The 19,792-nt window shown below is 71.1% G+C and carries 20 protein-coding genes; 14 read left to right on the forward strand and 6 right to left on the reverse strand.

The window, feature by feature from the left end; all coding sequences use genetic code 11:
* The first annotated feature begins 24 nt into the window (after positions 1–24).
* Both C8250_RS37545 and C8250_RS37550 read left to right on the forward strand, forming a co-directional pair.
* Complete coding sequence (locus C8250_RS37545) at positions 25–564, forward strand: GNAT family N-acetyltransferase (protein ID WP_138355242.1); 540 nt, start codon at positions 25–27, stop codon at positions 562–564.
* A gap of 570 nt (positions 565–1,134) precedes the next feature.
* Complete coding sequence (locus tag C8250_RS37550) at positions 1,135–2,625, forward strand: UDP-N-acetylmuramoyl-L-alanyl-D-glutamate--2,6-diaminopimelate ligase (RefSeq protein WP_138355243.1); 1,491 nt, start codon at positions 1,135–1,137, stop codon at positions 2,623–2,625.
* A 40-nt stretch (positions 2,626–2,665) separates the two neighbouring features.
* Here C8250_RS37550 and C8250_RS37555 read toward each other — a convergent pair whose 3' ends face one another.
* The 3 genes from C8250_RS37555 to C8250_RS44570 all read right to left on the reverse strand — a co-directional run bounded on the left by C8250_RS37555 (position 2,666) and on the right by C8250_RS44570 (position 4,348).
* Complete coding sequence (locus tag C8250_RS37555) at positions 2,666–3,091, reverse strand: ATP-binding protein (protein ID WP_138355244.1); 426 nt, start codon at positions 3,089–3,091, stop codon at positions 2,666–2,668.
* On the reverse strand, positions 3,085–3,924 hold the full coding sequence (locus C8250_RS37560; RefSeq protein ID WP_232485124.1) for an MEDS domain-containing protein: 840 nt from the start codon (positions 3,922–3,924) through the stop codon (positions 3,085–3,087). Before C8250_RS37560 ends, C8250_RS37555 begins: the two co-directional genes overlap by 7 nt.
* A 292-nt stretch (positions 3,925–4,216) precedes the next feature.
* Positions 4,217–4,348 (reverse strand): hypothetical protein, encoded by a 132-nt coding sequence (locus tag C8250_RS44570; protein ID WP_269288301.1) that lies wholly within the window; start codon positions 4,346–4,348, stop codon positions 4,217–4,219.
* Between the two features lie 268 nt (positions 4,349–4,616).
* Here C8250_RS44570 and C8250_RS37565 point away from each other — a divergent pair, with 268 nt between their 5' ends.
* The 4 genes from C8250_RS37565 to C8250_RS37580 all read left to right on the forward strand — a co-directional run bounded on the left by C8250_RS37565 (position 4,617) and on the right by C8250_RS37580 (position 11,039).
* Positions 4,617–7,091 (forward strand): RICIN domain-containing protein, encoded by a 2,475-nt coding sequence (locus C8250_RS37565; RefSeq protein ID WP_138355246.1) that lies wholly within the window; start codon positions 4,617–4,619, stop codon positions 7,089–7,091.
* Between the two features lie 272 nt (positions 7,092–7,363).
* Complete coding sequence (locus C8250_RS37570) at positions 7,364–8,740, forward strand: MFS transporter (protein WP_244809908.1); 1,377 nt, start codon at positions 7,364–7,366, stop codon at positions 8,738–8,740.
* Between the two features lie 273 nt (positions 8,741–9,013).
* Positions 9,014–9,217, forward strand: a complete 204-nt coding sequence (locus C8250_RS37575) for a cold-shock protein (RefSeq protein WP_034275260.1) — start codon at positions 9,014–9,016, stop codon at positions 9,215–9,217.
* 283 nt (positions 9,218–9,500) lie between these two features.
* Positions 9,501–11,039 (forward strand): DEAD/DEAH box helicase, encoded by a 1,539-nt coding sequence (locus tag C8250_RS37580; RefSeq protein ID WP_138355248.1) that lies wholly within the window; start codon positions 9,501–9,503, stop codon positions 11,037–11,039.
* Positions 11,040–11,153: 114 nt separating this feature from the next.
* On the opposite strand, the gene C8250_RS37585 is transcribed toward C8250_RS37580, so the two are convergent.
* The gene (locus C8250_RS37585; RefSeq protein ID WP_138355249.1) at positions 11,154–11,594 is read right to left on the reverse strand and encodes an STAS domain-containing protein; all 441 of its coding nucleotides are present in this window, start codon (positions 11,592–11,594) and stop codon (positions 11,154–11,156) included.
* A gap of 255 nt (positions 11,595–11,849) precedes the next feature.
* Between C8250_RS37585 and C8250_RS37590 the strand changes: the two genes are divergently transcribed.
* The 3 genes from C8250_RS37590 to C8250_RS37600 all read left to right on the forward strand — a co-directional run bounded on the left by C8250_RS37590 (position 11,850) and on the right by C8250_RS37600 (position 13,522).
* Entirely contained in the window at positions 11,850–12,194 is a 345-nt protein-coding gene (locus tag C8250_RS37590) for a MerR family transcriptional regulator (RefSeq protein WP_138355250.1), read from the forward strand.
* A gap of 81 nt (positions 12,195–12,275) precedes the next feature.
* Positions 12,276–12,995: a hypothetical protein gene (locus C8250_RS37595; protein ID WP_138355251.1), complete on the forward strand. Its 720-nt coding sequence runs from the start codon at positions 12,276–12,278 to the stop codon at positions 12,993–12,995.
* On the forward strand, positions 12,992–13,522 hold the full coding sequence (locus C8250_RS37600; RefSeq protein ID WP_138355252.1) for a histidine phosphatase family protein: 531 nt from the start codon (positions 12,992–12,994) through the stop codon (positions 13,520–13,522). The genes C8250_RS37595 and C8250_RS37600 overlap by 4 nt, the downstream gene beginning before the upstream one ends.
* A gap of 30 nt (positions 13,523–13,552) precedes the next feature.
* Here C8250_RS37600 and C8250_RS44060 read toward each other — a convergent pair whose 3' ends face one another.
* Complete coding sequence (locus C8250_RS44060; protein ID WP_244809623.1) at positions 13,553–13,972, reverse strand: SAV_915 family protein; 420 nt, start codon at positions 13,970–13,972, stop codon at positions 13,553–13,555.
* Between the two features lie 331 nt (positions 13,973–14,303).
* Between C8250_RS44060 and C8250_RS37610 the strand changes: the two genes are divergently transcribed.
* The 3 genes from C8250_RS37610 to C8250_RS37620 all read left to right on the forward strand — a co-directional run bounded on the left by C8250_RS37610 (position 14,304) and on the right by C8250_RS37620 (position 16,723).
* Positions 14,304–14,549: a hypothetical protein gene (locus C8250_RS37610; RefSeq protein ID WP_138355253.1), complete on the forward strand. Its 246-nt coding sequence runs from the start codon at positions 14,304–14,306 to the stop codon at positions 14,547–14,549.
* Positions 14,546–15,895 carry a diaminopimelate decarboxylase gene (gene lysA, locus C8250_RS37615; RefSeq protein WP_138355254.1) on the forward strand — a complete coding sequence of 450 codons (1,350 nt, stop codon included), beginning with the start codon at positions 14,546–14,548 and terminating at the stop codon, positions 15,893–15,895. The genes C8250_RS37610 and lysA overlap by 4 nt, the downstream gene beginning before the upstream one ends.
* Before the next feature lie 243 nt (positions 15,896–16,138).
* Positions 16,139–16,723 carry a universal stress protein gene (locus tag C8250_RS37620; protein ID WP_138355255.1) on the forward strand — a complete coding sequence of 195 codons (585 nt, stop codon included), beginning with the start codon at positions 16,139–16,141 and terminating at the stop codon, positions 16,721–16,723.
* Between the two features lie 7 nt (positions 16,724–16,730).
* Here C8250_RS37620 and C8250_RS37625 read toward each other — a convergent pair whose 3' ends face one another.
* Positions 16,731–17,087 (reverse strand): amphi-Trp domain-containing protein, encoded by a 357-nt coding sequence (locus C8250_RS37625; RefSeq protein ID WP_138355256.1) that lies wholly within the window; start codon positions 17,085–17,087, stop codon positions 16,731–16,733.
* A gap of 492 nt (positions 17,088–17,579) precedes the next feature.
* Here C8250_RS37625 and C8250_RS37630 point away from each other — a divergent pair, with 492 nt between their 5' ends.
* Together C8250_RS37630 and C8250_RS37635 are read left to right on the forward strand one after the other, a co-directional pair.
* Positions 17,580–17,906: a carboxymuconolactone decarboxylase family protein gene (locus C8250_RS37630; protein WP_138355257.1), complete on the forward strand. Its 327-nt coding sequence runs from the start codon at positions 17,580–17,582 to the stop codon at positions 17,904–17,906.
* 145 nt (positions 17,907–18,051) lie between these two features.
* On the forward strand, positions 18,052–19,668 hold the full coding sequence (locus C8250_RS37635) for an MFS transporter (RefSeq protein WP_138355258.1): 1,617 nt from the start codon (positions 18,052–18,054) through the stop codon (positions 19,666–19,668).
* The last annotated feature ends 124 nt before the right edge of the window (positions 19,669–19,792 follow it).

Here is a 19,792-nt window from a genome sequence, read left to right on the forward strand (position 1 = left end):
GATCCAAGGAGAGGAAACGGCGCGATGTCCGAACGGCGCGACGCGGCCGGCACGGCGCAGGTGCGGCTCGAGACCTGGGCGGAGCGGGATCTGGAGCTGCTGCGGCTGACGAACTCCCCGGAGATGACGGAGCACCTGGGCGGCCCGGAACCCGAGGAGAAGCTGCTCGTACGCCATCAGCGCTACCTGGACATCGAAGGCGCCGGAACGGGACGGATGTTCAGCGTCGTCCTGCTCCCGGAGGGCGTGACGGTCGGCACCATCGGGTACTGGGACCGGGTCTGGCAGGGCGAGACGGTGTACGAGACCGGCTGGGGTGTGCTGCCGGGGTACCAGGGCCGGGGGATCGCGGTGGCGGCTGCGACCGCGGCCATCGCCGACGCCGCGGCCCGGCGCACGCACGGGTCCCTGCACGCGTACCCGTCCGTCGACCACCCCGCCTCGAACGCGATCTGCCGCAAGGCCGGGTTCACCCTGGTCTCCGTCTGCGACTTCGAGTACCCGCCCGGGAACCCGATCCGGTGCAACGACTGGTGTGTGGACCTGACCGCGGTCGGCCGCTGAGGGCCGGTGGAGGACGGTCCCGCCGCAACGCGGCCAGGGAGTTTCGACATGGCGAAATGTCAGCATTTGGCACCATGGCCGCAGGTGGCAGGGTCGGACGTACACTGAAGAGGTGTCGGGCAGGCCCCTGCTCCGCCCGGCCACCTGTATGCACCACCTGTATCCAACCGTCTGCGGCCAGACCAGAGAGTGCTGCCGCCCGGAACTCGGCCGACCCCGGAACGGGTCCTGAGCCGGTCCGGACGCACGCCGCAGTTGTTGCGCAGTGACAGGTAGCGGTCCTCGGCCGATCCGGCCCTTCGGTCCGCACGCAGATCGCCCCCCTGTGGGGACCGCTCGCCTTCACGCGTACCACCGCCGGTGCCCCGGCTTCCGCGTCGCATGTGCACCGCACTGCGCCGGAGCGGGTCCGCACCCGGCCGACAGCACGATCCCCGGCAGCCGGGTACCGGACGACCGGTGCCGGGACGCCGGGTCATGGTCATCATCGCGGTATCCGGTTTGCCCTCACCCCTGCCGACAGGCCGGGCCACCCGCAGTGCACCACCGGCCGCTTCCGAGGGGATAGTTGTGAAACTCAGTGCACTGCTCGACGGTCACGACCACCACGTACTCCAGGGCGACCCGGCGACGCCGATCACCGCGGGAATGAGCTTCGACGCCCACCGGGTGACGGCCGGCTCGCTGTACATCGCCGTACCGGGCCACGAGGACGGCGGCCCCGAGCTGATCGGGCGGGCGCTGGAGCTGGGCGCGGTCGCGGTACTGGCCGAGGGCGACGCCCCGCACCTCGCGGGCCTGCCCGCGGCGGTCTGCGTGGTCCGGGTGACCGACATCCGCGCGCTGGCCGCGGTCGTCGCGTCGCGCTACTACGGTGAGCCCGGCCGCGCGATGGACGTCGTGGCGATCACCGGCACCAACGGCAAGACCTCGGTCTCGTACATGGTCGAGGCGGTCCTGCGGATCGCCGAGGGCGTGAAGGTCGGCGTCATCGGCACCTCGGGCAGCCGGATCGGCGACGAGTCGATCCCGATGCCGAGGTCGGTGCTGACCACCCCGGAGGCACCGGACCTGCAGTACCTGCTCGGCCACATGCGTGACCGCCGGACGCCCAGCGTGGTGCTGGAGGCGACCTCGATGGGGCTGCTGCAGCGCCGGGTCGAGGGCGTGTTCATCGACGTCGGCGTCTTCACCAACCTGACCCAGGACCACCTGGACGACCACGGCACGATGGAGCACTACAAGAACGCCAAGATGCGGCTGTTCCAGGGGCTGTGCCGGCGTGCGGTGGTCAACGCCGACGACCCGGTCAGCGCCGAGATCATCGCGCTGATGCCGGACACGGTGACCACGTACGCCCTGGACGCCCCGGCGGACTACCGTGCCACCGACCTGGTCGTGGACGCGGCGGGCAGCCGCTTCACGCTGCACCACGCCGGCCGCAAGTACCCGGCCGCGATCCCGGTCCCCGGCCGCTTCTCGGTGGCGAACGCGCTGGCCACCCTGGCGGCGTGCCATCTGCTCGGCCACGACCTGCAGGGCCTCGTCAGCGCTCTCGACCGGATGCCGCCCACCCCCGGCCGCTTCGAGCGCTACACCACCCCGCAGGGCTCCTGCGTGATCGTGGACTACGCGCACTCCCCGGACTCGCTGGAGAAGGTCCTCACCACCATCCGCAGCTTCGCGGCCGGCCGGGTCATCACCGTCTTCGGCTGCGGCGGCGACCGGGACATCACCAAGCGCGTCGCCATGGGCACCATCGCCGGCGAGCTCTCCGACCTGTGCGTCCTCACCTCGGACAACCCGCGCTACGAGGACCCCGAGGGGATCCTTGACCAGATCGCCCCCGGCCTGGTCCACACCGGGATCCCGTTCCAGCGGATCACCGACCGCCGGGACGCGATCCGCTACGCGCTGTCCGTCGCCGGTCCCGACGACGTCGTGCTCGTCGCGGGCAAGGGCAGCGAGCCGTTCCAGATCATCGGTGACGAGCTGCTTCCGTTCAGCGACATGGGCGTGGTCCGCGAGCTGGCGCTGGAGCCGGCCGCAGCGGCCCTGTAGCCACCGCCGGCCGTGCCGCGATGCGACAGCCGGTTCTTGCTCAGGCCAGTCGCATCGCGAAGGTCACGACAGCGCCGGGGGAGGCCGCGGCGATCACCAGCCGGTCGGCGAGCAGGCGGGTGAGCCACAGCCCGCGGCCGGCCGGGCCGCCGTTGATCCCGGGCGCCAGCTCGGGGATGACGTCCTCGGAGAAGCCGGGACCGGAATCGCTGATGCGGCACTCCAGTTCGTCGCCGACCCTGGTCAGCGCCAGGGCGCCGTCCCCGCCGGCGTGCTCCACCACGTTCGAGGCGAGCGCGTCCATGGCGAGGACGAACTCGCCGCGGCGCGGTTCCGACAGCCCCGCCAGGGACGCGCGCTGCTCGATGAGGACCCGCAGCCGTGGCAGGTCCTCCCCGGTGAACGCCACCTTCAGCAGGCACTCCGCCGGTTCGCCGGCACGGCCGCCGGCCGGGTCGGTCAGCATCGGCGCCCCATCCCGGTCAGCACCAGCCGGGCCGAGCCGTGCTCGCCCAGCGCGCGCAGTACGCGGAGCTGGCCGCTCTCGCAGCGGACCTCGACGCGGTCGTGGCCGTCGGCGGCGCGAACCAGCCGGAGGAGGTCGTCGGCGCACCGGACGCTGAGGAAGCTCAACTGCGTCAGATCCACGACGAGTTTGCGGGCGTCCGCGGTGCGCGTGAGCGCCTCGCCGACGGCGGCACCGAACTGCTCGCCGGTGGCGAGGTCCGCCTCGCCGATCAGCCGCAGCGAGCCGTCCCCGTGCACCGCTCGCAGTTCGCCGAGCCGGGTGAGCAGATTGACGGGGTGTGCCCGGCACATCCGCGCCAGGACGTCCTCGTCGAACCAGCGGCGGTCGTACGCGCAGATCTCGCTGTAGGAGCCGTCGGTGAACAGGTGCCCGGCGTGGGACTCGCGATGCATCATCACGTCGATGTCGGCGTCCAGGTCCGGCACCCAGTGCATGTCGATGAAGGTGCGCAGCCCGGTGTACCCCTGCCGGCCCGAGAGGGCGGTCTCCTCGCGGATCCGCTGCCACTGCCGCTCGGGGGTGAAGCCGACGTCGGGGCGGATCAGCGACCGCATGCTGGTGAGCACCAGCTGGCCGCGGGCTCTGACCCGGGCCATCGAAGGGCTGTCGGCCTCCAGCCGGGACCACACCTCGTCATCGCTCACCTGGGGAGCGGCGAAGACCATCACCTTCTCGCCGCGGGCCAGCCCCGTCCAGGCGAAGGTGGTCAGCACATCCCAGTTCGACTCGTCGTCGCCGTAGCTGACGAAGCAGTGGTCGCCGGCTCGCATGCGTTGCACGGAGATCGTGGCGGGATGGACCTCATCCCAGACAGGCATCGCCCCTCGCTTTCTGCGACCCGTACCGCTGTTTCCGCGGACCGGAGTCGTGGCAAAGCTAGCGAGTCTGCTTCCGGACGCGACATGCGCCGGCGGAAGTGAACGATGGCGTAAGGAAGTTGCCCTTCCGTTTTCAGGAAGGGTCGCGATTGGTCATTGCCTGATCACATCTGACCGTTCGCCGGGGCGCGGCCAGGGGCGCGGCCGAGGGTGCGGGGCGCGGGTCAGCGCGGAGCGCCGCGTCCTACCACTTCGAGCGCTGCATGAAGCGGCGGTGCGCCGACTGGGCGGAGTCGGAGCGCTGGACGGGCACGGGCGAGGGCTTCTGCTGCGGACTGTCGGTGGACTGGCTCGGGCCGCTGGTGGTGCCGGGCATGATCTTCGTCCTCCCTGTCGGTGTCGGTGGCGCTGTACATCAGGAAGGCGCCAGGTTAACCGCCGGGTGTGCGGTACTGGCGTCTCTCCGGGCCGTATACCCCCGTTCGGGGGACGCATCCGCTGTTGTCCGAACTGTTGACGGGACACGGTCACGGTCTTACCGTCCGATGGCGGTGGACTGAGTTGTCTTCTGTTCGCTTTTCGCAACCCTTCTCCACAAACCCCAACGGCCGTCTCTGTCCGGCCGCGAAGAAGGAGCCCCGCGTATGCGAAGCCCGCACGCCGTACCGCAACAGCGCGCCGTAGCGCACCCGCGCACCTTACAAACCCTGCGAACGCCCCTGACCGTACTGCTCGTGCTCGTCATGGCGGCCTTCGCCGTCCTGCAGGCCCCGCCCGCCCACGCGGCGGTGAACACCGCGATCGCCGTCGACGGGAACTCCGCCGGCCGGATCTTCGACGGAGTCGGAGCGATCAGCGGCGGCGGAGGCAACTCGCGGCTGCTGGCGGACTATCCGGAGCCGCAGCGCGGCCAGATCCTGGACTACCTGTTCAAGCCCGGCTACGGCGCGGCGCTGCAGATCTTCAAGGTCGAGATCGGCGGCGACACCAACTCCACCGACGGCGCCGAGCCCAGCCATGAGCACACCCGCGGCACCGTCGACTGCGGTACCGGGTACGAGTGGTGGCTGATGGAACAGGCCAAGGCCCGCAACCCCGCGGTGAAGCTGTACGGCCTCGCCTGGGGCGCGCCCGGCTGGATCGGCAACGGCAACTTCTGGTCCCAGGACATGATCGACTACCTGATCGCCTGGATGGGCTGCGCCACCCAGCACGGACTCCGGATCGACTACCTGGGCGGCTGGAACGAGCGCGGCTACAACAAGGCCTGGTACGAGAATCTGCACGCGACCCTCGCCGCGAAGGGATACGGATCGACGAAGATCGTCGGCGCGGACTCCGACTGGTCGGTCGCCGGGGACATCCGCGGCGACGCGGCCTTCGCCGCCTCCGTGGACATCGTCGGCGCGCACTACCCCTGCGGCTACATGTCCGCCATGACGTCCTGCTCCACCACCTCAGACGCCCTGGCGACCGGAAAGCAGCTGTGGGCGAGCGAGAACGGTTCGGAGGACTACAACACCGGTGGCGCGCCCATCGCCCGTGCCATCAACAGGGGTTATCTGGACGCCAAGTTCTCCGCGTTCATCAACTGGCCGCTGGCCGCCGCGCTCTACCAGAACCTCCCGTACAACACCGACGGAATGCTGACCGCCACCCAGCCCTGGTCGGGTACGTACAGCGTCGGAAAGAGCACCTGGGCCACCGCGCACACCACCCAGTTCACCCAGCCGGGGTGGCAGTACCTGGATTCCGGCAGTGGCTACCTGGGCGGCGACCGGGCCAACGGCAGCTATGTCAGCTACAAGTCACCGGGAAAGACCGCCTGGAGCACCGTCATAGAGACCCTCGACGCCACGGCCGCGCAGACCGTCAGCCTCAAGACCGCCGGAGGACTGCCCGGCGGCACGGTGCACGTCTGGTCCAGCGACTTCGCCTCCGGCCGGCAGAGCGACTACCTCGTGCACACCGCCGACCTCACACCCGTCAACGGCGCCTACCAGCTGACCCTGCAGCCGGGCCGGGTGTACTCGGTGACCACCACTGCAGGACAGGGCGCCGGAACAGCCGCCTCACCCACCCGCGGGCTGCTCGCACTGCCCTACTCCGACGACTTCCAGTCCACCCGGCACGGCGGCGAGGCCCGGTACCTGGCCGACATGAACGGCTCCTTCGAGGGCGCGGCCTGCGGCGCGGGCCGCACGGGCACCTGCGTACGGCAGATGGCCACGACGACCCCCATCACCTGGGACAGCGGCAGTGACCCGTACGCGACCCTCGGCGACCTGAGCTGGTCCGACTACACCGTGTCGGCCGACGCGATGCTCGAACAGGCGGGCGCGGTCCAGCTGATGGGCCGGGTCGGCACCCAGAAGGGCTTCTCCCCGGGCAGCATCAACGCCTACTACCTCAAACTCACCAACACCGGGGCCTGGTCCATCCTGCGCAACAGCGCCACCGGAGCGGTCACCACCCTCGCCTCCGGCACCGTCGCCGCGCCCGGCACCGGCAGCTGGCACCGGCTCGCGCTCACCTTCGCCGGCCGCACCATCGCCGCGACCATCGACGGCACGAAGGCCGGCTCCGTCACCGACGACTCCTACGGGGCGGGTCAGGTCGGTATCGGCACCGCCGGGTACGTGGCCGCCCAGTTCGACAACCTCAGCGTGACGCCCGGCTCCCCGGCCGCCGTGTCGGGTACGTACACGCTGGTCAACCGCAACAGTGGCAAGGCGCTCGACGCGGCCGAGCAGGGCACTGCCGACGGCACGCCCATCATCCAGTGGACCCGCAACGGCGGCGGCAACCAGCAGTGGAAGATCACTCCGGCCGCGGGCGGCTACTACACCGTCACCGGAGTGGCCAGCGGCAAAGCGCTCGACGTACCGGGCGCCGCCAAGGTCGCCGGGACGCAACTCGACCTGTGGACGTCCAACGGGGGCGCCCACCAGCAATGGCTGATCGTCCCCAGCGGTGGCGGCTACTACACGCTGGAGGGCCGCGACAGCGGCCAGCTCGCCGACGTCAGCGGTGCGTCCACCGCCGACCAGGCGCCGGTCGTCCAGTGGCCGGCCAACGGCGGCAGCAACCAGCAGTGGCAGCTGGTGCCCGTCTCCTGATCCGTTCCGGCCCTTCGCCGTGCCTCCGGGGCGGCCGGTCCAGACCCTGCCAGTGGTAGGAACCGCGCTGGTACGTGCCGCGTGCGTACGCGGTACAGGGGGCTGGGTCGGCCGCGCCGGGCGGCGAAGTATTCCTTCCGGGAGCCCGCGGCACGATCGGTGCGGCGGGCCCGGTATCCGGAGGGAACGGGACGATGGCGATTGTCGAAGGGGTGCCGGCCGGCGTGGAGGCGCCGGCCGGCGGGTCCGTACGGGAGTCCGTGCCCGACCGGATGACGGGCCGGCTGCGGCTGGTCCTGGTGGTGCTGCTGGTCGCGCAGTTCATGCTGGCCGTGGACTTCTCGATTCTCAATGTGGCGCTGCCGGTGGTCGGCCAGGGGCTCGGGTTCCCGCTGACGGACCTGCAGTGGATCGGTACGTCGTTCGCGCTGGCCGCCGCGGGGTTCACGCTGTTGTTCGGCCGGATCGCCGACATCGTCGGCCGCCGCCGGCTGTTCCTCGCCGGGCTGGCGGTGCTGGGGGTCTCCTCGCTGGTCGGCGGGCTGGCGGTCAGCCCTGGCATGCTGCTGGCCGCCCGGGTCGCCCAGGGGCTGGCGACCGCGGCCGTCACCCCGGCCGGGCTGTCGCTGCTGACCTCTTCCTTTCCCGAGGGCCCGCTCCGCGACAAGGCGCTCGGTCTCAACGGCGCCCTGATGTCGGCCGGCTTCACCGCCGGCGCGGTCCTCGGCGGTGTACTGACCGACCTGCTCTCCTGGCGCTGGGCGTTCTTCGTCAACGTGCCGGTCGCCGTCGCGGTGCTGATCGTGGCCCCGCTGGTGATCAAGGAGACCCGCCCGGCGGTCCGCCCGCGGCTGGACGTACCCGGCGCGATCGCGGTCACCCTCGGCCTGCTCGCCCTGGTCCTCGGGCTGACCACCGCGGGGGAGAAGGGGTGGGGTGACCCGGTGGCTCTGGTCTCCCTGGCGACCGGCGCCGTACTGCTCGGCGTGTTCTACCTCGTCGAGAAGGGCGCGTCCGCTCCTCTGGTGCCGGTGGCGATGCTGCGGCGCCGCACCGTGATCTGGGGCAACGTCGCGGGCCTCATCGCCTTCGTCACCGAGACCTCGCTGGTCTTCCTCATGACCCTCTATCTGCAGAAAGTGCTCGGCTTCTCCCCGCTGGCGGCGGGTCTCTCCTTCGGTGTGCTGGGCCTGGGCACCGTCGCCGGCGGTCTGGTCGCGGCCCGGGTGATCGGCCGGATCGGCACCAGGGCCACCCTCGTGACCGGTGGTGTCGTCCAGGCCGTGGCGACGGTGGCGCTGGTCGCGCTGGGCGACGACCGCGGCTGGATGGCGCTGCTGCTGGCGGGCACCTTCCTCGGCGGGATCGGCAACATGCTGGTGATCGTCGGCTTCATGGTCACCGCCACCTCCGGCAACCCCGACGCCGAGCAGGGCATGGCGACCGGGCTGGCCACCATGACCCAGCAGGTCGGCATCACCATGGGCGCCCCGGTCATGAGCGCCATCGCCACCGCCGGGATCACCGTCTCGTCCGGCACGGGCGCGGTGCTGGACGGCATCGGGAACGCGGTCCTGGTGAACGCGGCCCTCGCGCTGGCCGGAGCGGTCCTCGCGGCCCTGTTCCTGAGCGGCACACGGCGGACGTGACGCGGGTCTCACACCCCATTCCGGCGGTGTGCCACAAGGGCGCCGCGCACCCGGGTCGCCGCCGGAAGGCCCGCATCCGCCATGGATGCGGGCCACGTGCTATCGTAGATCTCAGTTGCAGTTGTGGTACCCATGAAACTTTGTGTGCACCTGACGGTTACATCCCTCAGGTGCATTTTGTTTTTCCGGTCATCTCCGGATGGGCTCATTGCGGCGACGCGGAACACGTGAAGTGCGTGTTCCGGCTGTGCCCCCTATCAGAGGAGATTTGACATGGCTACTGGCACCGTGAAGTGGTTCAACGCGGAAAAGGGCTTCGGCTTCATCGAGCAGGACGGCGGCGGCGCTGACGTCTTCGCCCACTACTCGAACATCGCCGCCCAGGGCTTCCGTGAGCTCCAGGAAGGCCAGAAGGTCTCCTTCGACGTCACGCAGGGCCAGAAGGGCCCGCAGGCCGAGAACATCGTTCCCGCCTGACGCTGACAAGAGCTGAGCCAGGGCCCGCACCTCACGGTGCGGGCCCTGGCCGTTGCCCGGACTCCGTAGGACCTCCCGGGCACCATTCACCACACGGACCTCATCGGTCCGGTATTCCGGCCGCCACTTCTCAGTAGGCGCCGTTTTCATCGGAGTTCACCGCGCGGATATTTCCGCCGAACTCCGCATTCGTCATTTGCTTCGGTTCGTTTCTTGCGATTCCTTGCGCGGCTGCCGGCCGCCGGGACTTCCTCGACACGCGCCGCCTCGAGGAAGGTTCCGCATGAACCGCACCACGCGCTCGAACAGCCCCTACTCCCGCAGCAGCCGCACCGGCGGCTCGGGCAGTGGCGGCAGCTACAGCAGCCGCTCCGCCGGCTCGGGCAACAACACCGCCGGTTTCACCGGCCGCTCCCGCTCGCAGTCCCCGAACCGCTCCGGCGGTTCCGGACGCCGGCCGGCCGCGCTGCAGGGCGAGTTCGCCCTGCCCGTCACCATCACCCCGGCGCTTCCCGCCGTCACCACCTTCGGCGCGCTGGACATGCCCGTCGAGGTGCTCAAGATGCTCACCAGCCTGGGCATGAACGAGCCGTTCCCGATCCAGGGCGCGACGCTGCCGAACTCGCTGGCCGGCCGTGACGTCCTCGGCCGGGGGCGTACCGGCTCCGGCAAGACCCTCGCGTTCGGTCTGGCGCTGCTCTGCCGCACCGCCGGACAGCGTGCCCAGCCCCGCCAGCCGCTCGCCCTGGTGCTGGTGCCGACCCGTGAGCTGGCCCAGCAGGTCACCGACGCCCTGACCCCGTACGCCCGCTCGCTGCACCTGCGGCTGGCCACGGTCGTCGGCGGTATGTCGATCGGCCGCCAGGCCAGCGTGCTGCGCGGCGGCGCCGAGGTCGTCGTGGCGACGCCGGGCCGGCTCAAGGACCTGATCGACCGGGGTGACTGCCGGCTGGACCGGGTGGCCATCACGGTGCTCGACGAGGCCGACCAGATGGCGGACATGGGCTTCATGCCGCAGGTCACCGCGCTGCTCGACCAGGTGCGCACCGACGGCCAGCGGATGCTGTTCTCGGCCACCCTGGACCGCAACGTCGACCAGCTGGTGCGCCAGTACCTGCACGACCCGGTGGTCCACTCGGTGGACCCGTCGGCCGGTGCGGTCACCACGATGGAGCACCACGTGCTGCACGTGCACGGCGCCGACAAGCGCGCCACCACCACGGAGATCGCCGCCCGTGACGGCCGGGTGCTGATGTTCCTGGACACCAAGCACGCCGTCGACCTGCTGACCCGCGAGCTGCTGGCCAGCGGTGTGCGCGCGGCCGCGCTGCACGGCGGCAAGTCGCAGCCGCAGCGCAACCGGACGCTGGAGCAGTTCAAGACCGGCCACGTGACCGTGCTGGTGGCGACCAACGTCGCCGCCCGCGGTATCCACGTCGACAACCTGGACCTCGTCGTCAACGTCGACCCGCCGAGCGACCACAAGGACTACCTGCACCGCGGCGGCCGTACCGCCCGCGCGGGGGAGTCCGGTGTGGTCGTCACGCTGGTGCTGCCGAACCAGCGCCGCGACATGACGCGTCTGATGGCCGACGCCGGCATCACGCCGAAGACGACCCAGGTCCGTTCCGGCGAGGCCGAGCTGACCCGGATCACCGGTGCCCAGGCCCCGTCCGGTGTTCCGGTCGTCATCACCTCCCCGGTGTCCGAGACCGCGAAGCGCAGTGCCGCCTCGACCCGCGGGCGCCGCAGCCGTACGGCCCAGGCTCGTCGCGCCGGTGCGCCGGATCGTTCCTCCAGGCCCCGTACGACCGCCGTCTGACCGTTGCCGGCCAACGGCCGGCAGCACCCCGAATACCGCCGGGCCCCACTGACGAGTGGGGCCCGGCTTTTCGTTGTCGCTGTCAGGCGGAAGGGCCGTCAGGCGGAGGCGTCGTCAGGCGGACGCGTCGCCGGTGCGCGGCTCGGGCGGAGCGACCGGGAGCAGGGCTTCGCCCACCCCGTCGGCGAGCGTCAGGACCTGGTCCGCACCGGTCAGTTCGAGCGTGCGCAGCAGTTGCGGGCTGACGTCGGCGAGGACCAGGACGTCCCCGCGGTCCTGCAGCGTCTGCCGGATGGTGAGCAGCAGGCCCAGCCCGCGGGAGTCGCAGAAGGTGAGGCCGGCGCAGTCCAGTACCAGGCGGGACCGGCGGGTGTCGCCGTCCTGCTGGGCCGGCAGCTCGCCGTTCCCGGCCCGGCCGTCCTGCCGGGCCCGGAGCAGCTCGGCCACGGCGGTCGCCAGGACGTCCTCGCTGTCGAGGTCGAGCTCGCCCGCCAGCGCGAGTACGTCGACATCCCCCTGGCCGTGGCGTACGGGCCGCACCTGCAGCCGAGTCATGGTCGTCTCCCGAAGATCAAGATCGAGGAAATCTGGGTGTGCTCACGTCGCCCCCACCCCGCCTTGCCACGGGTCGGCCGACTCCGTGGCGAGGTAGCGCGAGGGAAGCGTACCTGGCTTCCCGGCGTGCGTAAATCTGCCTCGGCCACGATAGACATTTCCCGATCGGGTTGTTAGGTTTTCTGACGTAATGCAGGACGTCGGTGATCTCCGGCTGTCGCCTCCCCCGAGTGGGCTGTCCGCCGCAGAGGTGCAATGACCCCCAGAACCCGTACGAACACGACCGACAGGTTCGACGACGACGACTACCCCGCCTACACCATGGGCCGGGCCGCGGAGATGATCGGCAGCACGCCCGCCTTCCTGCGGGCGCTGGGTGACGCGCGGCTGATCACCCCGCTGCGTTCGGAGGGCGGCCACCGCCGCTACTCGCGCTACCAGCTGCGCGTCGCCGCCCGCGCGCGCGAACTCGTCGACCAGGGCACGGCCATCGACACGGCCTGCCGCATCGTCATCCTGGAGGACCAGCTCGAGGAGGCCCTGCGCCTCAACGAGGAGCTGCGCCGCGGGGCCGGCGGCCCGCCGCCCGGGGACGACTGACCGTCCGGGCGGCGCATCCGGGCCGGACGGGGCGGTGCGGGCCCGTGCCACGACGGCGCCGGAGCGCCTAGGGTCGGTGCTGTGCTGAGCATCGTGGATGAACTGACCGGCCCTGGTCCGCTGCGGATCTGCGCCCATGCCCCGCAGGACGGCGATCCGGGCGATCTGACCGGACTGCGGGTGCTCCTCGTCGCCGACGTGCTGGCGCGCGTCGTCGAGCTGCGCGGCAGGGCGGTGCTCATGGGGTGGACCGGACCGCAGGTGCCCTCCGCCGACGGGGCGGGCATCCGTCCGGCCGACGCCACCGGCACCCTCGAGGAGATCACCGAGACACTGGGCGGCCCACCGGTCGTGCACATCACCCATCGCGCCTACGAGGGCGCGGGCGGCGCCAGCCTCCGCGTCGGCGAGGCGAGCGCCACGGGTCCGGACCCGGTGAACGGGGACATGCTCGCCGTGCGCGTGCTGCTCCTCGGCCACCCGCACCACGAACCGATCGCCGTCACGTCCGAGGAGATCGCCGTGGCCGGCCGCCTGCTGGCCCGCTGGCGGCGAGCGGTGGCCGACTGGGCCGAGGAGCCGTCCAAGCCGATGGCCGCCGACCTGGTGCGAACGGCCCGGGCCACGCTGGAGGACACCCTCGACACCTCCGAGGTGCTGCGGCTGCTGCGCGGGCTGGAGACGGCCGGTGAGGTACCGTCCGGCGCCAAGTTCGAGACCTTCGCGCATCTCGACCGGGTTCTCGGCCTGGAAGTCGTCCGCGAGATCGGCCGCCCGCGCTCCGCCGGGGCACCGGCATGAGCGGGACGCGGCGACTGGTGATCCTGCGGCACGCCAAGTCCGCCTGGCCCGACGGCGTTCCCGACCACGACAGACCGCTGAACCGGCGCGGCCTGCGCGATGCCCCCGCCGCCGGCCGGTGGTTGGACGAGGCGGGCCGGCTGCCCGACCTCGTCCTGTGCTCCTCCGCCCGCCGGACCCGCCAGACCTGGGAACTGGCCGCCGCCGAGCTCGACGGCGCTCCACCGGTCCGCTACGAACCGCGCCTCTACGCGGCGGACGACGACGATCTGCTCGACGTCGTCCGCGAAGTGGCCCCCGATGTCGGGACGTTGCTGCTGGTCGGCCACAACCCCGGCCTCCAGGAACTGGCCCTGCTGCTCGCCGGCGAGGCGGCCGGCGACACCCTGGAGCGCGCGCGGACCAAGTTCCCCACGTCCGGCACCGCCGTGCTCACCTGGAGCGGACCGTGGTCGGCCCTCGAGCCGGGGTCCGCCCTGCTGACCGACTTCGTGGTTCCGCGCGGGCGGCGTGAGGAGCGTTCCTGACGGCCGGCGGCCGGAAGGGCGTTCCCCGCCTCAGCGGAAGGTCCCGGCGGCCGCGACGGTCGCCGGGGTCGCGACGCTTCTGACGGGTCCAGCGGCCTTGACGGGTCCGGCCGTTCTGACGGGCGCGGTGGTTCCGAGGTGCGCGGTGGTTCCGACGGGCCTGGGAGCGGGGGCGACCAGCGCCGGGTCGACGGTGAGGGCGGTGACGCCCAGCGGCGCCCCGAGCTCGTGCAGCGCGGACGCGGACAGTCTGATCCACTCCTGGCCGGCGCCCAGCGCCGCGACGAGCCGCCGCTCGGTGGTGAAGGCGACGGCGGTGCGGCCGCCGAGCGGGGTGCGGAAGAAGCGGGCGCTGCAGCCCGCGGAACCCGGCCGGACAGGGACGAGAAGTGGTCCGGCCGGGATGCGTTCGGAAGGTTCGGGATCCTCCGCGTACTGGTGCTCGACCATCACAGTGCTCCTTGAAAGAGGCGAAGCGTACTCCGGCGTGATCGCCGGCGCCGCTCCGATGAAGGTATCCCCGCGCGGGGGGTCGTCGATCACGCTCCTTACGGGGGCTTGATGCGGCACCGGCCCCTTTGACGCGCTCCTGACGGGCAGCTGACGGGGCGCGGAGCGGCGTCCTGAGGCCTGCGCCGTCAGGGGTGCATCAAAGCTCCGGCCTGCGCGTCAAGCACGCGTCAGGGAGGGAGGCGGGGCCCGGACCTGCGGGCATAGCGTGATGGCAGTGCTCCCGGCGATCACGCCGGAGAGCATTTCGTCTCCCTTCCGGAGGACCGCCATGTGCCTGTGCCAGTACCAGGACGAGGACGAACCCGAGCCGACCGAACGGATCGCGGCCGGTTCCTTTGTCGTCCCGGCGCCGTCGGACCAGCCGGCTCCGTACGTCCGCACCACCCTCTGCGCCCGGTCGGCCCCGGCGTACCCCGCCGCCGGCCCTGACGTCGTCGCTCCCGCTCCCGTCAAGACCCTGGCGCCGGACAACTGGCGCCACGCGGACCGCACGACGCCGGCGCGCTGCGCATGACCGCCACCTCGCTCGTACCGGCCCTGGCCACGGCGCCGGCGGTGGACCCGTCGTCGCTCGTCGTCTGGCCCGCCTCCGCCCGGCCCGCCGCCCACGGCGATGTCACCGTCGCGTGCGTCTCGCTTGCGGAGGCGGCCGACCGCTTCGGCACCCCGCTCTACGTCCTGGACGAGGGTGAGATCCGCGACCGCTGCCGCACCTACCGCGCCGCCTTTCCCGAGGCCGATGTGATCTACGCGGCCAAGGCGTTCCTCTGCCGTGCCCTGCTGCACTGGGTGGAGGAGGAAGGCCTGGGCCTGGACGTCTGCTCGGCGGGCGAGTTGGAGCTCGCCGTCACCACGGGATTCCCGCCCGAGCGGATCGTCCTGCACGGCAACGCCAAGAGCCCCAAGGACCTGAGCGCTGCCGTACGGCTCGGCGTCGCGCGGATCGTGGTCGACAGCGCCTCGGAGATCAACCACCTGGCCGTGCTGGTGCCGAGGGGCACCCGGCAGCAGGTCATGGTGCGCGTGGTGCCGGACGTCTCGGCGGGCGGCCACACGGCCGTCAGAACCGGCACCGACGGGCAGAAGTTCGGCCTGTCGATCACCGACGGCTCCGCCGAGGAGGCCGTCGACCGGATCCTCGGCCGGCCCGAGCTGGAACTGGTCGGCCTGCACTGCCACATCGGATCCCAGATAGCCGACGTCGAGCCGTACATCACGGCGTTGCGCCGGCTGATCGGCCTGATGGCGCGGATCCGGGACGACCACGGCGTCGCCCTGCCGCAACTCGATCTCGGCGGCGGGCACGCGGTGGCCTACCGGCCCGGCGAGGACGTCCTCGACGTGGCCGCGCTCGCCGCCCGGGTCCGCGCCGAACTCGCGGAGGGCTGCGCCCGCGCCGGGCTGCCGGTGCCACGGCTCACCATCGAGCCGGGACGGGCGATCGCCGGCCCGGCGGGCGTCGCGCTCTACCGCGTGCTGTCGGTCAAGGACACCGGCGGGCAGCGCTTCGTCGCCGTGGACGGCGGCATGAGCGACAACCCGCGGCCCGCCCTGTACGGGGTGCGCTACGCGCCCCGGCTCATCGGCCGCGGCTCCACCGCCCCGGTGCGCCCGGTCACCGTCGTCGGCCGGCACTGCGAGGCCGGTGACGTCCTCGCGGCCGGTGCGGCACTGCCGGACGACGTCCGTCCCGGCGACCTGCTGGCCGTCCCCGTCGCGGGCGCCTACCACCTGTCCATGGCCTCCGGCTACAACCTGGTGGGCCGCCCGCCCGTCGTCGCCGTCCACGACGGCACCGCCCGGCTCCTGGTACGCCGCGAGACGCTGACGGACATGAGCCTGCGCGACATCGGTCTGTAGGACGCGTCAGCCAGGACCCGTCAGCCAGGAGCCGTCCGTCTGGACCATTCCGTCAGGACCCGTCGTCCTGCCGCGTCCGGGCGTGAGGCTGTCAGAGGGCCGTCAAGGATCCCGCCGGCCGTATATCGGGTCCGTCAAGGGATGCCGCTGCCCGCGCTTCGCGGGGATCCACTGGAAGGACAAGGAACCGGGGCGCAGGGTCCACGGTTCACCGGTCTCAGTAGAGAAGGAAGCGAAACCACCATGGCCGAGGCCACGCGGATCATCGTCGGCGTCAGCGGATCGCTGAGCAGCCTGGCCGCCCTGCATCGCGGCGTCGCCGAGGCGCGCCGCTCCGACGCCCTCCTCGTGCCGGTGCTCGCCTGGGTGCCGGTGGGCGGCGAGATCGCCTACCGCAGGACGCCCTGCCCGCCGCTGCTCAAGGAATGGGAGCGCGCGGCCGGCAAGCGCCTGGACACCGCCTTCGAGCAGGCCCTCGGCGGCTACCCCAACGGCCTGCGTATCCGGCCGCTGATCGTGCGTGCCGGGGCCGGTCAGGCGCTGGTGCGGATCGCCGACCGGCCGGACGACCTGCTCGTGGTGAGTGCGGGCCGCCGCGGCCCGCTGACCCGGATGTTCCACGGCTCGGTGGCCCGCTACTGCCTGGCCCACGCCAAGTGCCCGGTGATCGCCGTACCGCCGTCCGACCTGCTGGAGACCCTCGAACGCGCGGGGCGCCACGGGTTCCCGTTCCCCAACACCCGCTTCGGAGCGCGCTATGCGACGCGGCGCCCCGACGAGATGAGCCCTGTGGGTGAAGATCCGTATCGCCCGTCATCAACCTCATGACGGTTTGTCAGGCCCGGCGGGCCTTCTTTCGCGTCGCGGCCTTCGCTGTGCCCGCGGCCTTCGCTGTGCCCGCGGCCTTCGCCGTGCCTACGGCCTTCGCCGTGCCCGCGGCCTTCCGTGCCGGCTCTTTCCTGCTCGACCTGGTCGACCAGGTGAACTCGATCTCGAGCTCGATCTCCCCATCGCCGATCTCGACCTCGATCTCGCTGCGAAGGTCGTCGGCGATCCGCAGGCTCAGCGTTCCCGGGCTGAGTTCAAGTTCGGCATCCTCACCTTTCCTCAGCGCGGCTGCGAGTGCTGTGAGCTGGTCAGCCGCCTCAAGGCGTGTCAGTGAGCGCTTCTGCTCGAACTTGAGGTCTTTCATGGGTGTCTCCGATCCGGAAACGGGATGGGCGTCGGGCGTCGTATCAGGGCCATGCGCGGGCGCGTAGGGAACACGTCGTCCTCAGCGATGGCGGCGATGCCCACGAAGATCATTACCGCGCGTCCGCGCTCGGCCGCCCGGCCTACTTCCAATGTCGACCCACCGGGATCACTCCGCACCTCGGGGTGCCTGACCGACAGCGCTCGATGAGCAACTCGCAGCCCATCTGTGCAGGTCGGAGCGGTGTCGTAACGCATACGGCGACGACGTGACCGATCACGACAAACGGGCTCTCCCCATCCGGGCCCGCACCTGGTCGGACGCCTGCACCCATGGCCCGGCGGACCATGCGCCCCCATGCGGGAGCCCACGATGGGTTCTACGATTGGGGAAGCTTCACGCTCGCGGAACGCGGTTCTCTCCGCCTCATATCTCCCTCTCTCCCTCGAGATATCTCCCTGAAGCTCGAAACTCACCAGGAGGCCATGCGACATGTCCACTGCGTTGGAAACCCCTGTCCTGGACACCCTTGCTGCCATGACGGTCGACTCGATCGAGCGATGCGGGATGGCACCCGACATGTTCATCGTCACGCGTATCGCGGCACTCGCCGCCTCGGATGCCCCGCCCATCTCTTACGTGGCGCATATCGACCCCGCACTCCAAGCCGGTCTGACCGCCGAACAGGTGCAGGACATCCTGGTCGCCATTGCACCCATCGTCGGCACCGCCCGTGTCATGACGGCAGCAGGCAACATCGCCACGGCGCTCGGCATCGCCATCGCCGTCGCCGATGCCGAGATGGACGCCCAGGGCTGAATCTCCGTCCGCTCGTCCCGCCGCAGCAGCAGTCGATGTCCGAAGTCACTCCGCCGACCTGAGTCCACCAACCGGTCCACCAACCGGTTGACCTCCGTGGTGGGTCGCGGGTCCGCGCTCCGGGACAGCTGGGACGATTCGGCCCATGGCATCCAAGGCAGGAACCGCCGCGAGTTCGGCAACGGCGCGAATCGTCCTGCTGGCACTCGCTGCCGGCCAGTTCCTGATGGCGCTCGACAGCTCGGTCATGAACGTCTCCATCGCGACGGTGGCCGAGGACGTGGGCACGACGGTGACGGGAATCCAGGGTGCCATCACGGCCTACACCCTCGTGATGGCGATGTTCATGATCCTCGGCGGCAAGGTGGGGGCGCTGATCGGCCGCAAACGCGCGTTCATGATCGGCTGCGTCATCTACGGCTGTGGCTCCCTGACCACGGCGATCGCACCGAACCTGCCCGTGCTGCTGTTCGGCTGGGCGTTCCTCGAGGGGATCGGGGCGGCACTGATCCTGCCCGCCATCGTGGCACTCGTGGCGAGCAACTTCGTCGCCGAGCGCCGTCCCGCCGCTTACGGTCTCGTCGCGGCCGCAGGGGCCGTGGCGATCGCGGTCGGGCCGCTCATCGGGGGTGTCGCGACGACGTACTTCTCCTGGCGATGGGTCTTCGCCGGTGAGGTCGTGGTGGTGCTCGGCATCCTGGTGCTTGCCGCCCGCATCGTCGACACGCCGATCAGCGAGCGGCCGCGCATTGATCTCGTGGGCGCCGTGCTCTCCGCGCTCGGGCTCGGGATCTTCGTCTACGGCGTACTCCGCTCGGACGAATGGGGCTGGTTCCAGCCGAAACCCGACGCGCCCTCGTGGCTCGGGGTTTCGCTGGTCGTGTGGCTGATGCTGGCCGGCCTACTGCTGATCTGGCTCTTCCTTCGCTGGGAGGCCCGCATGGTGGAGCGGCACAGGGAACCTCTCGTCGACCCGGCCATGCTGCACAACAGGCAGCTCACCGGCGGACTGACCATGTTCTTCTTCCAGTACCTCGTTCAGATGGGCGTCTTCTTCGTCGTACCGCTCTATCTGTCCGTCGCCCTGGGCCTGTCCGCGCTCAAGACCGGCGCCCGCATCCTGCCGCTCTCCGTGACGCTGCTGGCGGCCGCGATCCTGATTCCGCGCCTCTTCCCGGATGTCTCGCCGCGGCGGGTGGTGCGGCTCGGGACCCTCGCGTTGCTCGCGGGCGCGGTGATCCTGATGGCCGCGCTCGACGCGGACGCCGGCGCGGAAGTCGTCACCATTCCCCTCCTGTTGATCGGACTCGGCATGGGCGCGCTGGCCTCCCAGCTCGGGTCGGTCACCGTGTCCGCCGTGCCCGAAGCCCAGAGCTCGGAAGTCGGCGGCGTTCAGAACGCCGTCACCAACCTGGGCGCCTCGATCGGTACGGCGCTCGCCGGGTCGATCATGATCGCCGCGCTGTCGACGTCGTTCCTGACCAGCGTGGAGCAGAATCCGGCGGTCCCGGCCGACGTCAAGAGCCAGGCGGCTGTCGAGCTCCAGAGCGGCGTACCGTTCTTGTCGGACGCCCAGCTCAAGTCCGCCCTCGGCGACGCCGGCACGAGCGCGAAGGTGACTCAGGCGGCACTCGACGCGAACGCCGACGCCAGGATCGACGGCCTGCGCGCCGCACTCGCCATCCTCGCCTTCAGCGCTCTCCTGGCGATGTTCTTCACCTCACGGATCCCGACGACCCAGCCCCGTTCGACGGAGCCGTAGCGGGCGACCTCGACGGCGGGTTGAGACCGAGTGCGGGGCCATCGCGGGGCTGGGACGGTCCGGTGAGGAATCCGCTGAGCAGGACCGGGGCTGTTGCCGTGATCCTTGCGTCCACGGACGGTCC

Origin of the sequence: Streptomyces sp. So13.3 (assembly GCF_005860785.2) — a bacterium.
GTDB classification, from domain to species: domain Bacteria; phylum Actinomycetota; class Actinomycetes; order Streptomycetales; family Streptomycetaceae; genus Actinacidiphila; species Actinacidiphila fildesensis.

Coding starts and splice junctions, on each gene's coding strand:
- C8250_RS37545 (WP_138355242.1), top strand. CDS start 25: ATGTCCGAACGGCGCGACGCGGCCGGCACGGCGCAGGTGCGGCTCGAG.
- C8250_RS37555 (WP_138355244.1), bottom strand. CDS start 3,091: ATGCTGACCGACCCGGCCGGCGGCCGTGCCGGCGAACCGGCGGAGTGC.
- C8250_RS37560 (WP_232485124.1), bottom strand. CDS start 3,924: ATGCGAGCCGGCGACCACTGCTTCGTCAGCTACGGCGACGACGAGTCG.
- C8250_RS44570 (WP_269288301.1), bottom strand. CDS start 4,348: ATGCCCGGCACCACCAGCGGCCCGAGCCAGTCCACCGACAGTCCGCAG.
- C8250_RS37565 (WP_138355246.1), top strand. CDS start 4,617: ATGCGAAGCCCGCACGCCGTACCGCAACAGCGCGCCGTAGCGCACCCG.
- C8250_RS37570 (WP_244809908.1), top strand. CDS start 7,364: ATGACGGGCCGGCTGCGGCTGGTCCTGGTGGTGCTGCTGGTCGCGCAG.
- C8250_RS37575 (WP_034275260.1), top strand. CDS start 9,014: ATGGCTACTGGCACCGTGAAGTGGTTCAACGCGGAAAAGGGCTTCGGC.
- C8250_RS37580 (WP_138355248.1), top strand. CDS start 9,501: ATGAACCGCACCACGCGCTCGAACAGCCCCTACTCCCGCAGCAGCCGC.
- C8250_RS37585 (WP_138355249.1), bottom strand. CDS start 11,594: ATGACTCGGCTGCAGGTGCGGCCCGTACGCCACGGCCAGGGGGATGTC.
- C8250_RS37590 (WP_138355250.1), top strand. CDS start 11,850: ATGACCCCCAGAACCCGTACGAACACGACCGACAGGTTCGACGACGAC.
- C8250_RS37600 (WP_138355252.1), top strand. CDS start 12,992: ATGAGCGGGACGCGGCGACTGGTGATCCTGCGGCACGCCAAGTCCGCC.
- C8250_RS44060 (WP_244809623.1), bottom strand. CDS start 13,972: ATGGTCGAGCACCAGTACGCGGAGGATCCCGAACCTTCCGAACGCATC.
- C8250_RS37610 (WP_138355253.1), top strand. CDS start 14,304: ATGTGCCTGTGCCAGTACCAGGACGAGGACGAACCCGAGCCGACCGAA.
- lysA (WP_138355254.1), top strand. CDS start 14,546: ATGACCGCCACCTCGCTCGTACCGGCCCTGGCCACGGCGCCGGCGGTG.
- C8250_RS37620 (WP_138355255.1), top strand. CDS start 16,139: ATGGCCGAGGCCACGCGGATCATCGTCGGCGTCAGCGGATCGCTGAGC.
- C8250_RS37625 (WP_138355256.1), bottom strand. CDS start 17,087: ATGAAAGACCTCAAGTTCGAGCAGAAGCGCTCACTGACACGCCTTGAG.
- C8250_RS37630 (WP_138355257.1), top strand. CDS start 17,580: ATGTCCACTGCGTTGGAAACCCCTGTCCTGGACACCCTTGCTGCCATG.
- C8250_RS37635 (WP_138355258.1), top strand. CDS start 18,052: ATGGCATCCAAGGCAGGAACCGCCGCGAGTTCGGCAACGGCGCGAATC.